General features: G+C 44.1%; 10 protein-coding genes. 3 read left to right on the top strand and 7 right to left on the bottom strand.

Going from position 1 to position 15,520, the window contains the following annotated elements; translation table 11 throughout:
• Positions 1-61: 61 nt before the first annotated feature.
• Complete coding sequence (locus ACN0VI_RS03975) at positions 62-2,080, bottom strand: diguanylate cyclase (protein WP_417445847.1); 2,019 nt, start codon at positions 2,078-2,080, stop codon at positions 62-64.
• A gap of 214 nt (positions 2,081-2,294) precedes the next feature.
• Between ACN0VI_RS03975 and ACN0VI_RS03970 the strand changes: the two genes are divergently transcribed.
• Complete coding sequence (locus ACN0VI_RS03970; RefSeq protein ID WP_417445846.1) at positions 2,295-3,113, top strand: hypothetical protein; 819 nt, start codon at positions 2,295-2,297, stop codon at positions 3,111-3,113.
• 626 nt (positions 3,114-3,739) lie between these two features.
• Entirely contained in the window at positions 3,740-3,883 is a 144-nt protein-coding gene (locus tag ACN0VI_RS03965) for a hypothetical protein (protein ID WP_417445845.1), read from the top strand.
• Positions 3,884-3,942: 59 nt separating this feature from the next.
• Here the strand turns inward: ACN0VI_RS03965 and ACN0VI_RS03960 are convergent, their stop codons facing one another.
• The 3 genes from ACN0VI_RS03960 to ACN0VI_RS03950 form a co-directional block, all read right to left on the bottom strand.
• On the bottom strand, positions 3,943-4,632 hold the full coding sequence (locus ACN0VI_RS03960) for a Crp/Fnr family transcriptional regulator (protein WP_417446566.1): 690 nt from the start codon (positions 4,630-4,632) through the stop codon (positions 3,943-3,945).
• Positions 4,633-4,751: 119 nt separating this feature from the next.
• The gene (locus ACN0VI_RS03955; protein ID WP_417445844.1) at positions 4,752-7,856 is read right to left on the bottom strand and encodes an efflux RND transporter permease subunit; all 3,105 of its coding nucleotides are present in this window, start codon (positions 7,854-7,856) and stop codon (positions 4,752-4,754) included.
• Positions 7,853-9,079 carry an efflux RND transporter periplasmic adaptor subunit gene (locus ACN0VI_RS03950; RefSeq protein WP_417445843.1) on the bottom strand — a complete coding sequence of 409 codons (1,227 nt, stop codon included), beginning with the start codon at positions 9,077-9,079 and terminating at the stop codon, positions 7,853-7,855. The genes ACN0VI_RS03955 and ACN0VI_RS03950 overlap by 4 nt, the downstream gene beginning before the upstream one ends.
• Positions 9,080-9,430: 351 nt before the next feature.
• On the opposite strand from ACN0VI_RS03950, the gene ACN0VI_RS03945 reads away from it, so the two are divergent.
• Positions 9,431-12,265, top strand: a complete 2,835-nt coding sequence (locus ACN0VI_RS03945) for a M1 family metallopeptidase (RefSeq protein ID WP_417445842.1) — start codon at positions 9,431-9,433, stop codon at positions 12,263-12,265.
• Between the two features lie 57 nt (positions 12,266-12,322).
• Here the strand turns inward: ACN0VI_RS03945 and ACN0VI_RS03940 are convergent, their stop codons facing one another.
• The 3 genes from ACN0VI_RS03940 to ACN0VI_RS03930 form a co-directional block, all read right to left on the bottom strand.
• Positions 12,323-13,522: an MFS transporter gene (locus tag ACN0VI_RS03940; protein ID WP_417445841.1), complete on the bottom strand. Its 1,200-nt coding sequence runs from the start codon at positions 13,520-13,522 to the stop codon at positions 12,323-12,325.
• Between the two features lie 136 nt (positions 13,523-13,658).
• Positions 13,659-14,081, bottom strand: coding sequence for a hypothetical protein (locus ACN0VI_RS03935; protein ID WP_331889524.1), 423 nt, complete (start codon positions 14,079-14,081; stop codon positions 13,659-13,661).
• An 83-nt stretch (positions 14,082-14,164) separates the two neighbouring features.
• Positions 14,165-15,511, bottom strand: a complete 1,347-nt coding sequence (locus ACN0VI_RS03930; protein ID WP_417445840.1) for an MFS transporter — start codon at positions 15,509-15,511, stop codon at positions 14,165-14,167.
• Positions 15,512-15,520 lie beyond the last annotated feature (9 nt).

The raw sequence follows: 15,520 nt of genomic DNA, 5'->3' as shown, positions 1-15,520 counted from the left end.
TGGACTGATAATACCCTGTCGCATGCTCAAAGCAATATGATACAAAATTTAAACGGACTCATTACTCACTTTGGCCTGAATCGAACGAACTGCTAATACTGACCGCTCCACTTTTCAGAGAAACCTTAAGATCCTGATTTAATATTTCATCTAACGATTTATCAACGACAACTCCTTCGATACAAACCCAGCAGTTTCGCTGCTTTCTCTTGCTATAATAAAGCGCGAGGTCTGCCAGCTGTACCAGATTGCTCCAATGAGTTGCTGTATCCTGATTTGAAGCATATGGATAGATAGTCGAACCTATCGTGCAAGTGACGTTAATGGTGGTGTCAGCCCCCACAGCGAATGGGCTATCAGTGATCGCTTTACTAATTCGGTTAGCAATAAATTTATGATCCTCGCTCTGCTCCAGTCTTGCGACCAAAAGAAACTCCTCACCGCCCCAACGAATGAACATATCGGTTTCACGTATCGCCGATTGAATACGACTGGTAAATTCAGTCAGTACTTTATCGCCCACATCGTGACCGTATGTATCATTCACTTTTTTGAAGTGATCGATATCTATCAGGTAAACTCCGATCGCTTGTTGCGAACCATTATTCTTTGAGCGCTCGACAAAGCTTAGCTCTCGTTTAATATTTTGCTCGAAATAGCGTCTGTTATGAAGGCCAGTCAAAACGTCTATCACACTCAACGCTTCGTATTGTTCAGCCAGCTTACGTTTTTGGTTTAAACGAATAGCAATCATCAGAATTGCCATCAATAAAATTAACGTGATTGCTATCGCGAGTCGTATCTGCCCTTTACTTTTTTCTTTCTCAGATATCTTGAGTGCCTGCTCTTTTTCAATCAATTGGCTTTTTAATCTCGATTCCTGTTGTAGACGATTTAACTCAGCCGTTGATGCCGCTCTGGAGGAACTGTATTTAAGCTGAGGCTCCAGCTCTTCGATAAATAATGTATAAAGATTCACGAGCCCACTATACCGTAACTCTGGATCGTCAAGTCTGGATATGCGCTTATAGATATCAAGTTCAGACTCTAGAGGAGTCAGTTCATTAAGATTATTGCAGGTTTCAAGGCTTTCAGAACGACCTAGTTTTACTTCTACCAATTGCTGGTAACACTTCAAGTATTCAGTATCAACTCGTTCACTAGAGGCTACTCTGTAAGAATCATTTAAATATTGTTGAGCTAACTTCTCTTTGCCCAATTCTACAGCTGCCAACGCCGAGAAAACTAAGGCTGCTTTCTCGATGCCCGTTTGGTTGGTCGTGATTTTACCAAACCATTCCAGCGCTCGCTCATAATCCTCGAAGTGTAAAGTGTAAGCAATACCAAGATTATAAAGTACAACTTCAATGTTTGACTCGATACGACTCGCTTGTTCCGGCTGCTCTTCTATCTGAGCCCTTAATTTTTGAAGTGACTCTTTATGAAGATCTAAACCTCTCTGCATATAGTCTTCATCACCATGCACGATATAAAGTGTGGCAGTATTAATCATGATATCAGTCATACTAAAGATATCGATGTCTTCACCCAGTGTTAGTGCCTGCTCATAACTCTGGAATGCCGAAGCAATATCGCCATTACTCGACTGCATCCACCCCATCGTAGTTAAGGCATGTGCGGCTGTGTCATTCCAACCAGCCGCCATGGCGTCATTATATAAACCCCAAAGTTTCTGAATCGGCTCTTCATACCCCTGATTGTTAGAAGCAATGCAAATAAAGCGATATCTTAAATCAAAATCTAAAGGAGGATTGTATTGACAGACTTCATGCGCTTGATTGTTCTTATACTGGGAAAAATGTTGAAAGGCTAACTCTCGCTTTAAATGATAGTCCAGAACGTCGCTATTATCCTGTTCGATTTGCGTATTAAGCCAATCGATTCGTGCATAGTATGTACGAACTGTATACTCGTCTGGGAAAGCTGGTAGTTGTTGTAACTCTTCTAACGTAATCTGTTGCTCTGGCTCCGCGGCCTGCGACGTAACTGACAAAAAATAAAATGATAGCAAGGTGATGATAATTATCGTTCTTAGCTTAATCTGAGCCACCATAACCATACACTTGCCTCAAGTCATATTTGCATCGGTTAATTGATTGTATCAATTCTAACCAGCTTGTCTATCAACAATACTTCCACAACGAAACTGAACAATCATCGTCTTCATTGATTATTGTCTTTACATATTGTTGTTACTTTATCTGCTGTGCTAGCATTCTGGTGCTTTCACAATTCAGGACTAATTATTCAAATAATGTATGAAGGAGAAATTTATGAAAGCTATTATTGCTTTTCTCACCATTTTCACCATTTTTTCTACCACCACCACCCAAGCTGAAGACTTTCAATTTGAAATTCCTTATCCATCAGGAGGTTCTAGTGTAACCTACCCAGGTCTCGATTTAGGTTACGCTAAGAAAATTAAAATTAAAGCCTCGAATTCTTATCATGATCCGATGATGCAAATCGACGAGCTAGAAATTGTTTTCGAAAATGCTACCAACTTTAAGGCAGGCAACTTCAAATATACTAACGGCTCCTATAAAGCTGTCGTTGAGGATGTTTGGGTCTATCGTAAAATACTAGTTCAAGTCATGGCTCCGCAACCATTAGTTTCCAATGAGGATGTTTATATCTCACTCAATGTTGTTGAGCTGGAAGGTGTGCTCGATGATGTCAACATGAGCGTAGGCCCATCTATTTATGACGCTAACGGTTTTCTTCAAGATGTTACACCTGATGTTCTAGTCGATCAGGAAACTATCCTGCTTGATGGCAAGAACATGACGATCCAATTGTTTAAACGAGCCAAGTCAGAGATGGATGGAGCTGGATTTAAGTTGGTTACAAACTGGCATGGCTATGGCCAAAGAACTATCTACTTGCCAACACCTTTCCCAATTTCTGACGCACATATGTTTAATGCCATAGGCTTAGAAATTGAGTCTAATCAATTCCCTGATGGGTTTGTTGATTATCTTATTGGGGTTAAATACGAAGATGCTTTGGGAGGCGGGTATAGCCAAACCAGCCCGACCGAACCTTTGCCACCACTTATTGAGCAAGCCTACGGCTACTACCCTTGGCCTTAATCTATACCATCTTTGATTGTGAAAGCTGGCTGAGTGCAAACAAGTACTCAGCCGTTACATCTACCTGAAGTCTACCTTGCATAAATTAGTTAAATTTTTATTCGCTTTGTGCGCCACCGTACAGATCAGAATTTAAAATAGGAACACATTATGCACATCGGCGTTCAGCATGGTGTTGTTCGCCGGTAACTCATGACCTTTAAGGAGAATCCTATGAGTAATAAAGCGAAACAAGCTCCTGCTAGCAAAAGCGCACCTAAGCAAGCTGCTCCAAAACAAAATGCAGCCAAAGGCGCTCCTAGCCGTAGCGGTAAAAAATAATTCTGTTCATTAGCTTAATCTAACAATTTAACGCCTCGAAAGTTCGCTTTCGGGGCGTTTTGCTTTCTCAGATTGCAACTATTCACTGACACCTTGTTTTGTCCGACTCACCCTTAAGCCAAGAAAAGCCAATGCTTAAGATGTTATGGAATAGTTATATGCTTAAGATGAGTCATAGTTCTTAGTATCGTTCTATCTTAGTTCGCTAGCGTACAGATAAAGACTTCAGTTAAGCACATAGTGGTTGTATCAACGCGTAGCATTCTGCTGCACGTTGTGGACTCGTGAACTACAAGGAAAATTTTATGAGTAATAATAACGGTAATCCCAATAAAGAAAAGCAAGCCCCACCAACAAAAAGCGAACAAAAACAAGCCAATCCAAAACACGGTGAAGATAAGCGACAAGACATCAAAAAAGGTGCTCCTGGTCGTAGCGATCAGAAATAATATCATTCGATCGTTATAGTTAAACCTTTTGACACCCCGCAAGTTCGCTTTCGGGGTGTTTAATTTATCAGCCTATTTAATTGTTTTAAGTCGTTGTAGCACTCACAGGTAAGTTGCTCTAGACGCTTCCGGTCAACTATCTTTATATGCCCTCTTTTATAATCGATGATACCCTTCAGTTGTAACTTATGGGCAGCTTCTGAAACACCCTCTCGCCTAACGCCCAATAAGTGACCGATCTGTTCATGAGTCACGTCCAGAATAGGTGCATCTATCTTATCGGCCACCTCAAGCAACCAGTAACAAAGCTGTTGTTGGATTGTATGAAATCGGTAACAGGCGATTTTCTGCAGCATTTGATGACTGGTCTTTGTACTGGCTTTTAAGATAAGCTCACGAAAGTCCCTATCATTGTTAAACCAATAAAGCGCCTCTTTGGCAGGTAGCATTAAAACCTGCCCAGGAAACAGCACTTCAGCCCTGAGCGGTGATTGTTTATGTCCCCAAAAAATCGCATCACCACAAATGTCATGGCTACCAAGGCAGGCTATTTGCACCTCATCGCCATCATAAATTTCGTAAATCGAACTGATAACGCAATCTATGGGGAAATAAAGCGCACTAATAGCTTGCTGAGTGCCGAAAAGTACTTTTCCGGCGGGAAATTTGTGTACAGTTATTGAGGTGTTGAGTCTTTTCTGTAACGAAGCAGGAAAAGAGGCAAAAATATTATTGGCTGAAACATCCATGGTTTTCAAACTAGCTGAGCTGGTCCATTCACTTGAACCTTCTATGATACGCTTGCTACCTCTACTTAACTAGCGCTGCGTCATAAACTCGGTAGTTCAAATGAACTACCGAGTTCAATTTAGGTTAGTTGTCTCTGAAAATAGTGCTTCACCTGTGCCGCTTTGTAATACAGCAGTGGTACTAACACCAGCGTCACCAAAGTTGAGAATAAAATACCGAAGCCTAGAGAGACGCCCATCGGGATAAGGAATTGTGCCTGAGTTGATTTTTCGAAGATCAATGGCATCAAGCCAGCAAATGTTGTCAATGAGGTTAACATCACCGGACGCAAACGTCTCACCCCTGCATGCAGCACCGCATCGAGCAAACTTTCTCCATGCTTGCGTCGCTGTTGATTAATATAATCGACCAACACCAGACTATCATTTACCACCACACCCGTTAACGCCAACATGCCCATAAGGCTCATCACGCTTAACGACATGCCCATAATCCAGTGGCCCACAATGGCCATACAAGCACCAAACGGAATCACTGACATCACAATAAAGGGCTGAATATAAGATTTAAATGGAATGGCCAATAAAATATAAATGGCAAACAGCACAAAGTATAGGCTAATGGTTAGACGACTGGTGGACTCCTCTTGCTCACGAGCCTCACCTTCCAGAGAATAAGAAACGCCAGGATAACTCTCGAGAATTTCAGTGGTTTCCTGATGTATGCGTCGCTTAATTGCTTCAATGTCTGCAGTTTCTTTTTCCACATCCGCGGTTATGTTCAAAGTACGCTGACGGTTAATCCGAGTTATGCTTGAAGGACTGTTACCGTAGGATAAATCTGCTAGCTGCTCCAGTGGTACTTTTGCTCCAACTGGTGTTTCAATCAGCAAACCGTTGAGTCCATCCAGAGTACTACGCTCCTCTTTGGCCAGACGCAACATCACACGAACATCTTCACGCCCCCGCTGAATTCGCTGCACCTCAACACCAAAATATGAACTTCTGACCTGACGCGCGAGATCACTTAAGGTCAAGCCCAGGGTTTCTGCCTGAGGCTTTAAGCGGAACTGGATCTCCTGCTTACCCTTAGAGAAACTATCCGAAACATCGAACACTCCATCAATGCCACCTAACATTTCTTTGACTTCAAGTGCTGCCCCACTCAATCGCTGAATATTGGAACCTCTAAGTTGCACATCAACCGGATCACGATTACGACCAATTTCAGCTCGATAGGTCAAACTTTCCACACCCGGCAATGGGCCAATCAATTTTCGCCACTCGTTGACCAGCTCTGCACTGGTTATTTCACTGTCGCGTTCTTCGGGCGCGGTAATCTCAAACATCACCAAACCATTACTGGAGCTGACAGCACCACCGCCCCCACCATAGCCGCTGACTGAGAAAATATGCTCAACGATGCTCTTTCCATCCTCTTCGCGATACTTTTCTTTCAACTCAAGCGCTGCTTCTGTCATACGCTGAACATAACTATCGGTTAGCTCAAACGGCGTACCTTCTGGCATCACCACCGTTGCCCGAGCAATTTCCGATTGAATACGTGGGAAGAAGATAAAACGGGTCATGCCACTGGAAACGGCAGCCCAGACAAATAGTCCAAATGCTAAAAATATTGCTAATGACAACTGCCAATGGGCTAACGCAAATTTTAGTGCTGGCTTATAAAACCTCAGCACAAAGTCTTCAAAGCCTTTGGCGAATTTCTGTTGATACTGCACCAGCTTATTATCATTTTTTGCGTTAAGTTTTTTCATGTGCCCAATATGAGCTGGCAGAATAAGTTTCGACTCAACCAATGAAAAAATCAGAACTGGAATAACGATCAGTGGAATAGACGAATAGAATGAACCCCAACCACCACCAATGAAACTCAGGGGAACGAAGGCAGCCATAGTGGTAATGACACCGAAGGTAACCGGCACCGCCACTTCCTTGGTTCCGTTAATGGCTGCCTCTAATGGATCATCGCCCCGGTTCAAATGACTGTAAATATTTTCACCGGTGACAATAGCATCATCGACCACAATCCCGAGCACCAGAATAAAGGCAAACAAACTGATTAAGTTAACGGTCACCCCCATCTCGGGCATTAGCGCCATACCGCCAGCGAAAGCAATAGGAATACCAAGGCTAACCCACATCGCAATACTTGGACGAAGGAACAGGGCGAGCAATATAATGACCAACAAGCCACCTTGAAGAGCGCTGGTGACCAAAGTGTTGAGGCGCGCGTTAACACTCTTAGAGCGGTCACGCCAAATCGACAAACTGACTCCTGCGGGCAGCTCAGATTGTTTCGCAGCCACGTAATCTTTGACCCGTTGCGCAACATCAATCGCACTTTGATCACCGGTTCGAAAAATCTCTAACTCAACCGAAGACTTGCCATCAAATCGAGTATTTAGACTTTCTTCCTCAAAACCGTCCCTGATAACCGCCAAATCGCTAAGCATCAAGATAGTGCCGTCTGGTCTGGTTAACACCGGAATTTGCGAAAAATCATCCTGGGTGTATGACTGCGCTTTGAGTCGTAATAAAATTTCACCTCGCTCTGACTTTACCTGCCCCGCCGATAAATCCAACGAGCGGCTATTGATTGCGTTGGCTAACTCTTGCAAGGTTAAGCCATATTCATTCAGCAGGTTCTGGTTCACCTCTATGGCGATTTCAAAAGCGCGCGCACCTGAAGTTTCAATTTGGGTTAAGCCGGGTAAGGACGATAACTCTTCTTGAATGATTTCAGAGTATTGTCGTAATTCTTTTTCAGGGAGATCGCCGCTGACCACAACACTGATTGTTTCTCTGCGGCGCTCAACCTGCTGAACAATCGGTCGCTCCGCCTCGGCAGGCAAAGTATTGATTGCACCAACACGGCTCTTTATTTCATCTAGTAATTCTTTAACATCAAAATCATCTTCAACTTCAATCGTGACTTGGGAAACATTTTCCGAAGAGCGAGAGGTCAGCTGCTTGATCCCATCCAGATCATAGATAGCCTCTTCAATTCGAGTTGAAATGGTTTGCTCGACTTCTTCCGGAGTTGCGCCACGAAAAGGTACAGTAACATTAATATACTGAAGCTCAGTGGTGGGGAAAGTTTCAATGGGAACACGTTGCGAGATAGTGAATATACCGGCAACTAAAATCACCACCATCAACAAATTGGCCGCAACAGGATTGCGGGCAAACCATGCGATCATAGTTTAGCCTCCCGCTTACCGCCTGATGGTTCTTTACTATCTTTGTTAGCTGACTCGCCACGAACCTGAGCCTTAGCGCCATCCGCAACAAAGCTCAACAAGCTGGTGACCAGCAAGTTACCTTCCCTGACCAGTTCGCCAGAATTCTCGGGATCTACAACACTTTTATCTTCGCCCTTCCAGAGAACCGCGACTTTTTGTCTACGCAGCTGACCTTCGCTAAAAATAAACACCTCGTTATTTTGCGAAATCAACTTAGATGGGATGACGAAAACGTCTTGCAGTAGGCGGCCTTCAATTTGTGCGCTTACGAACTGCCCCGCTTTAAGATAAGGCTCATCTTTCAAGATAGAACCGGGTAACTTTGCAGTAACAAACCACTGGCGCGTCGTATCGTCGATAACACTATCAGTCCGATCCAGTTCCGCTAACCAAATCTTCTGCTCGCCCGCAAAATCGGCAATCAAACGGATTTTAGGTTTATTCTCTTCATCACCAAACTGCAAATAACCCACTCGGTTACTAGCAACCGGCAAACGTACCTCTAACGAATTACTGGCGAAAATACTGGCAACCGGCATATTAGAATTAACCAACTGACCTAAATCAGACAGCTTTTGCACGATATAGCCGTCATAGGGCGCTTGAATGTTAGTACGACTTAAATTCAATTTGGCTTTAGCCAAACGTGCTTTAGCTGCCGCCAGTTGTGCTTGCGCGGAGGCCATTTGTGGCTGGCGTAAAACCAGAGCACTGGCCTCACGGTTTGGATTGATTTTGTTCCAGTCTCTTAACGCCTGATCGGAGCGAGCGATTTCTTCATTTAATGCCAATTGAGCATTAGCCACTTCCGATTCAGCGATAGTCACCTCAATCTCATAATCACGACGGTCAATTCGGAGTAACGTATCACCCTTGCTAAACAAGCGACCACTCTCGAAATTAGGCGCGACCCAGGTGACAACACCAGAGGCCTGGGCAACCAGATTACCGGAAGTCGTCGGCTCGATTGTGCCGTAAGAGTCTACAAATATTTGATGATCGACCAGCTTTAATGCCTTTACGTCCACCGTTTCAACCTGCTCAATATTGGGCCGGTTAAATGCCACAGGCTTGCTGTTAAGCATTTTGTAAGTAACAAAAGAAGCCACCACTAAAATCGCTAGTGGCAGTATGTAGGTTAGCAGGGCTTTCTTTTTGCGCTGTTGGTTCTGTGTTGTCATAGTGGTTTCGGACTGAGTATGAAAATATCAATGAGCGCTTGCTAAACGACTAATCGTATACGCCAGCAAATCGCACCTTTCGAGATTTGTGAGTCACTATAAGCCACATTTATGAATAAAACGTGAAATACGGCAGCTGAGCAATCCCCTAAAACCTTGAATTTTACTGTAAATCCCTAATGTCACAGGTAGGTTCTCGGACATGAATTGTAACAGGATATTAAGAAATCTCTCTAATTTGGCTACCTTTAGAGTATTATGCTGACAAGAGGGTCTGGCTAAACTCCGAAAAAGTACTTAATAATAGCGAGTTAGCCAAAAATGAGGTTGATAACACTTAAGGGGATAGTAATGAGTAAATCATATTTGGCCACTATTTATCTTTTGGCCGGATTTTTAACATTTGGCTGCCAGCCTGATGACAAACAGCAACAAGAGGATTCTCGCAAAACTCAGGTTTCTGAACATGAGACCGTGGTTAAATCTATCGCTGAATCTGAACTTCCAGAAGAAGTCTCGGACTTGCCCGATGCTGCAGAATTTGAAAGCGATTATCCTGCCGAGATTCCAACGGGTCGCCTGCCCGAGCTGGCACGGCCGACGATGTATTGGCTTAACTTAAGCATTGATCCTGACCAGGATACTTTTTCTGGCTCGGTTAAAATCAATGTAGAGCTGGAAACTCCAACTCAGCACCTCTGGATACATGGTAAGGACATCACCGCTCAGTCAGTTGAAGCCAAGCTCAGTAGTGGTGAGTCTATCAAAGGTACTTATCAAGAGGTCGACCCGACAGGCGTTGCTAAAATTGGCTTTAAGCAGCCGCTGCCCGCTGGTAACTTTGCTCTAACTATCATCTATCAAGCGCCTTTCAACGAGTCTTTAGAAGGCTTATATCGTGTGAATGACGGCGGTTTGAATTATGCCTTTTCTCAATTCGAAGCAACCTCTGCGCGTCTGGCCTTCCCAGGTTTTGATGAGCCAGCATTTAAAGTACCTTTTAACTATACGATAAGAGTGCGTACCAACCATAAAGCCTTTACCAATACTCCCGCAGTGACAGAAACGAACCTGGATAATGGCTGGAAGGAAATTGTCTATGCTCGTTCAAAGCCTATGCCAACCTATCTTGTGGCTTTTGCAGTCGGTGATTTAGATGTCGTTGAATGGAAAGCCATTCCCACAACCGATGTGCGTGCTCGGGAAATTCCATTGCGCGGTATTGCAACTAAGGGCAAGGGTAAAAAATTAACCTATGCATTAGAAAACACCAAAGATATTTTGAATTCTCTGGAAGAGTATTTCCAGATCCCCTACCCCTACGCCAAGCTCGACATCGTTGCAGTACCCGATTTCAATTTTGGCGCTATGGAAAATGTTGGCCTGATTATCTATCGTGAACAATTGCTGTTATTCGATGACACCATTTCATTGGACCAAAAGCGTGCTTACATGAATGTTCATGCTCACGAATTGGCGCATCAATGGTTTGGAAATCTGGTCACCCCAGTATGGTGGGATGATATTTGGCTTAACGAGGCTTTTGCGACCTGGATGGCTCATGTCTCCAATAACAACCTTTATCCTGAGCAAAAATTCCGCCAGACCTTGCTAGAACGCTCGCTGGGAGCCATGCGTCAGGACAGCCTGATTAATGCGCGCCAGATTCGCCAACCGATCGAAAGCAACCACGATATTCAGTCAGCTTTTGATGGTATCACCTATTCAAAAGGTGGCGGCGTTTTAAGCATGATTGAGTCATTCATGACCCCCGAAGAGTTTCGTGCCGGTATTCAGCATTATATGAAAAAGCATGAGTTCGGAACCGCTACTGCCAATGACTTCATTACAGCTATCGGTGAAAAATCAACTAAAGTACCGGTCGAAACCATTCGCTCAGCTTTTAACAGCTTCCTCGAGCAGCCGGGTATACCTTACCTGCATATTGAGGTGAACTGTAAAGACGATAAAACCACGCTGGATCTAACGCAGTCACGTTACTTACCGATTGGTTCAAAAGGTTCGAGTCAGCAAAACTGGGAAATTCCAGCCTGTATTGAATATGCTATTGATGGCAACCAACACGAATACTGTAGCGTAATCGACACGCCTGAATTCAGCATTGAGCTTCCTGAAGCCGGCTGCCCTGACTACGTCATGCCCAATTCTGAAGGCGCGGGATACTATCGTTTCTCAATGTCTGGTGAGAATTGGCAGAGTTTGCTGAAGCATAAAGACATGCTTTCCACCGAAGATATGATCTCAGTAAATGACAGCTTCTCCGCTGCCATCAATGCCGGCAAGCTAAATTTCCTCGACCTGATTGAGGTTGCTCCTGAAATCATTGATACCGAATCGCCACGAGTTGCAATGGCGCCAACCGATATGCTGAGCTTTGCTTACGACAAGGTCGCTAATACTGAAGACGACAAAGCTATTCTTGCCAGCTTAAATCGTGAGCTCTATCAAAAGAAATTAGATGAGCTTGGACTAGTGACCCGCAAAGAAGACTCTGTTGATGAAGTTCAAATGCGTAATGCTCTAGTGAGCTTTTTAGCGGACAAAGGGCGAGACAAAAACTTACGTCATTACTTAACCAAAATGGCCACCGATTACACTGGCTATCAAAAGGATAGCGGCTTACACCCAGATAAAGCCGATAGTAATGTCATCAATACGGCCATGGTCGTTGCGGTAGAAGACTTGGGCGTCCCCTTCGCTGAGCATTTACTGTCGCAGCTGAACGAGTCAAACGATGGAACCGTGCGTGGTCGCATGTTAGCCGGGCTAGGCTCCGTTCAAGATTCTGAGTATGCCGCAGAAATACGTGAGCTGATTTTGTCCGAGTCATTGCGTGACAATGAAATCTATTACATTTTAATGGGGCAGATGGACGACCCAAAATTACAAGATGCGATGTGGGATTGGTTTAAAGAAAACATCGACGGCGTAAAGTCACGCATTCCACCTTTCGGCCAAAATCGATTACCAGTGATTGGCAACGGTTTCTGTTCAGAAGAGAAGAAGAAAGACTTTGTGACTTTCTTTGAACCGATTGTTGAAGAGCTCCCAGGTGCGCCGCGCTCCTTCATGCAGGCCGTTGAAAGTATCGAGCTCTGTATTGCGAAAGTTGAGCAGCACTCGGAGAGTGTGCAGCAATACATTGAGCAGAACGCTAATCAATAACACGAGCCCAGAGAGTAAAAAGGGCGCTCAATTGAGCGCCTTTTTTATGACTTCTCATTATGACTTCTCAGCCAATATTTTTTTCTGTATTAATAGAATACAGATAACACCATAGGCAAAAGCAAAAGCCAGGAAGTTGCTGATATCATCGAATAACGAAAACAGGTACGGTGCAATACCGGTTGAAATAATCATAACAGCGGACACCAACGCACGAATCGCTCCCAGATGGGTATTACCAAATACTTCCGCATAAAACGAATTGACCACTGGGCCATTGGCCGCAACAGTCATCCCTGCAAGTATCATAAAGGCCATCAGCCACCAGTCAGTTTGACCGTACCACAAGCAGGCAACGCCTATAATTAATGGCAATAAATACCAGCGTAAAAACTTGCGGGGATGACTGGCATCAACCAAAGGCCCTGTCACCAAGGCACCGACCACATGAATAACACCATAAATTGCCAAAGTAACGGATAGCCACTCAATCTGCCAACCTTTACTATCGACTAATAATGTCTGATGAAAAAATATCCCGGTGATTAAAAAAGCTGGGGCAATAATAGCGGGCAGAATTAACCAGAAACGCCAATCTCTCATAACCTGCTTGCGAGTCCAGTCATTATTTTCTTCTAATTCATCTACACCGTCAGTATCACGCTTAATCGGCTCCAGCTTGGCTTTGTGTAAACACCACATCATAAGGGGGAACATCACAACACTGCTGACTAAAGCATATAGGTGCCAGCTACTGGTGTGTCCATAGTTCAGCAACAAATGCACCGCCATAATCGGCAACACAATTTCACCTGCGCCCATCCCCTGCAGCGCCAAGCTCACGGCTTTACCTCGATGATTCGGCATGTAGCGCATCAAAGTAGTGACTGCAATGTGGGTCATAAGTCCTTGGCCACAGAGTCGAATGCCCAGGTAAGCAATAAATAACATCCATAAATTGGTGCTACTGGCAAAAACCACACAGGCAGCTACCAAGCCAATCACCACCAAGGTGGTGAATTTCTTGACTGGAATATCATCGATCTTGGCTCCGACAAAAAATAGCGTAAAACCGCTAATCAGAGTTGCGACAGAATAGACCAGGCTTAAATTATCCTTTTCTAACAATAAGTTAGTGATCAAATCCTTATTAAATAGTGAGATAAAAAAGGTCTGCCCCAAGTTGCCCAAAAAGACACAGAGAAAACCGAATAGCAGTAAATATTTATTGGATTTAACAAACTGAAGATAATTCATATCAAGCGAACACTAAGTTCTAGAATGGCTGTGGTCGCGTATTATAGAGATTGTTGCTTAAGAACTCTAACCAGCCGAGGAAGTTTAACCATTAAAAAAGGCACATCACGTGCCTTTTTTAATATGACAACTCAGATTATGATAACCAACCTCTGCTTTTACTAAAGTTCGAAAACCATAGTAAGAATATTCCCATAATCGATAACACCGCAGGTAACGCTGCTGCTTGGGTTCCAATGAGCTCAATACTGTTACTCATAAACAGAATATAACTCGCTTGAACCAAAACCGCGATTAACGATATCAAAAAGAATAATTGAGCGACACTTTTTCTAAGCAGTAGTAAAATACTGGCTAAAGCACCTGAAAAAACAGCGGTTGCAAAAGCCCCCGTGACCCAGGCAGGAGTAGCATTATGCAGTTGCTGCATTGCCGCATCCATTTGCGCAAAAGCTTCTGGCGTAATGAAACGCATACTGATGTATTGATAAACTCCAATCAGATTCCAGACCAAAGACAGTATGGCAATAACCCAGAACCACATAGGTAACTTATTCATATAATTTCCCCCATTGTTATAGCTGTTATTGTTTAATAACCCTCTTGTTATACCTTAAGATTCATCGATATATCAATTGCTTATTATTCGTCCTGCACTTCCTTCAACCCCATCGCTATCCATGACGACAGCAAGCACATTGCCGTCATTACTATCATCACTGTTCGCAAACCAAAATATTCAGCAATCACACTAAACACTGCTCCGGCTAATAGCAGTATGCCAATAATTGTATTGGAAAGTGCGGTATAGGCGGCACGCTTGTCAGCATCTGCCATATCCACAAGATGGGTGGAACGACCCAGACGGACACCATGATAAGCAATCATTAAGATAAACAATAATGCAGGCAGTACAACGGATTGATGTAGCCAACCTTGCCAGTCAAATAAAGCGGTAAGAGCTAAAGCAACAGCAGCAAAAAGTCCTGAATACATCAGTACACGACGACTCGATCGGTCCGACAAATGCCCCCAGACATAACTGCTTAACAGGCTAGCTAATGCCGACGCTAGAACCAGCGAACCGAGGCCCGTTAACACATCGCCCCCCTCACCCTCTTCACCGAGAGTCACCATAAAAGGAGGTGCGAGAGCCGTCGCAATAAGCAATCCTCGTACGCTAATAAAGCGAACCAACTGTTTATCCTTGACCAGTAAAGATAGATTTTCACGCGCGACGGTTAATGGATTTCCTCCCCCTTCAGTAGCCCCTTTTTCTTCAGCTAAACTGGTAAAGATAACACTGGCAAATATCCATAATGCTCCAGCCACCAATAAACCACCGAGCACCAAGCTTTGCCTTTCGAGCCAGCCTGAACTTAACAGCAGGGCATAGGCAATCACGGCACCAGCGGCAATCGATGCAGCCAAGCCCGTAGTGCGTCCACGCATGGATTTTGAAACGGTTTTTCCCAACACATCTTTATAGGAAACCGAACACACGCTACGAGCGATTGCGAGAACAGCAAGTAAACCCAGGATGGTCCAACCGGCTATTTCTGGTGCCAGCAAAAGAGCACTTAATGCCATACCTATGGCACAAAGGCCCTGCACAAAACTACCGGCTGCCCAAGCCCACTTTCGTTGGGACATGCGACGTAAAGCACCCGCGGTGAAAAGTTGTGGTAACAGAGCACCCGCCTCTCGAATTGGCACTAACAGACCAATCATGAACGATGATGCGCCCAAAACCGATAACAACCAACTTAAGATCAGCTTTGGATCAATCAAGCCATCCGCCATCTTGGTTGATGTCAGAGAGATAACATGAGTAACCACATTTTTCGGTTGATGGCGACAAGCTGCATCGGGAATGTCTTTGCAGACGCGACCATCATCTTCTGAAGTGAGAGATTGATAAACCGCCTCTAGAGTTGAGGCGGTTTCATTTGAGGATTGCTTTGATTGAGCTTTGGATGACTCAGTCATAAAACTCCT

It is taken from the genome of Kangiella sp., assembly GCF_048265365.1.
GTDB lineage: Bacteria > Pseudomonadota > Gammaproteobacteria > Enterobacterales > Kangiellaceae > Kangiella.
This window is presented reverse-complemented; position numbering and strand designations above follow the sequence as displayed.

Bases quoted from the DNA above. Each gene is read 5' to 3' on its own strand.
- ACN0VI_RS03960 (WP_417446566.1), bottom strand. From the start codon at position 4,632: ATGGATGTTTCAGCCAATAATATTTTTGCCTCTTTTCCTGCTTCGTTA.
- ACN0VI_RS03945 (WP_417445842.1), top strand. From the start codon at position 9,431: ATGAGTAAATCATATTTGGCCACTATTTATCTTTTGGCCGGATTTTTA.
- ACN0VI_RS03940 (WP_417445841.1), bottom strand. From the start codon at position 13,522: ATGAATTATCTTCAGTTTGTTAAATCCAATAAATATTTACTGCTATTC.
- ACN0VI_RS03955 (WP_417445844.1), bottom strand. From the start codon at position 7,856: ATGATCGCATGGTTTGCCCGCAATCCTGTTGCGGCCAATTTGTTGATG.
- ACN0VI_RS03975 (WP_417445847.1), bottom strand. From the start codon at position 2,080: ATGGTTATGGTGGCTCAGATTAAGCTAAGAACGATAATTATCATCACC.
- ACN0VI_RS03950 (WP_417445843.1), bottom strand. From the start codon at position 9,079: ATGACAACACAGAACCAACAGCGCAAAAAGAAAGCCCTGCTAACCTAC.
- ACN0VI_RS03970 (WP_417445846.1), top strand. From the start codon at position 2,295: ATGAAAGCTATTATTGCTTTTCTCACCATTTTCACCATTTTTTCTACC.
- ACN0VI_RS03965 (WP_417445845.1), top strand. From the start codon at position 3,740: ATGAGTAATAATAACGGTAATCCCAATAAAGAAAAGCAAGCCCCACCA.
- ACN0VI_RS03935 (WP_331889524.1), bottom strand. From the start codon at position 14,081: ATGAATAAGTTACCTATGTGGTTCTGGGTTATTGCCATACTGTCTTTG.
- ACN0VI_RS03930 (WP_417445840.1), bottom strand. From the start codon at position 15,511: ATGACTGAGTCATCCAAAGCTCAATCAAAGCAATCCTCAAATGAAACC.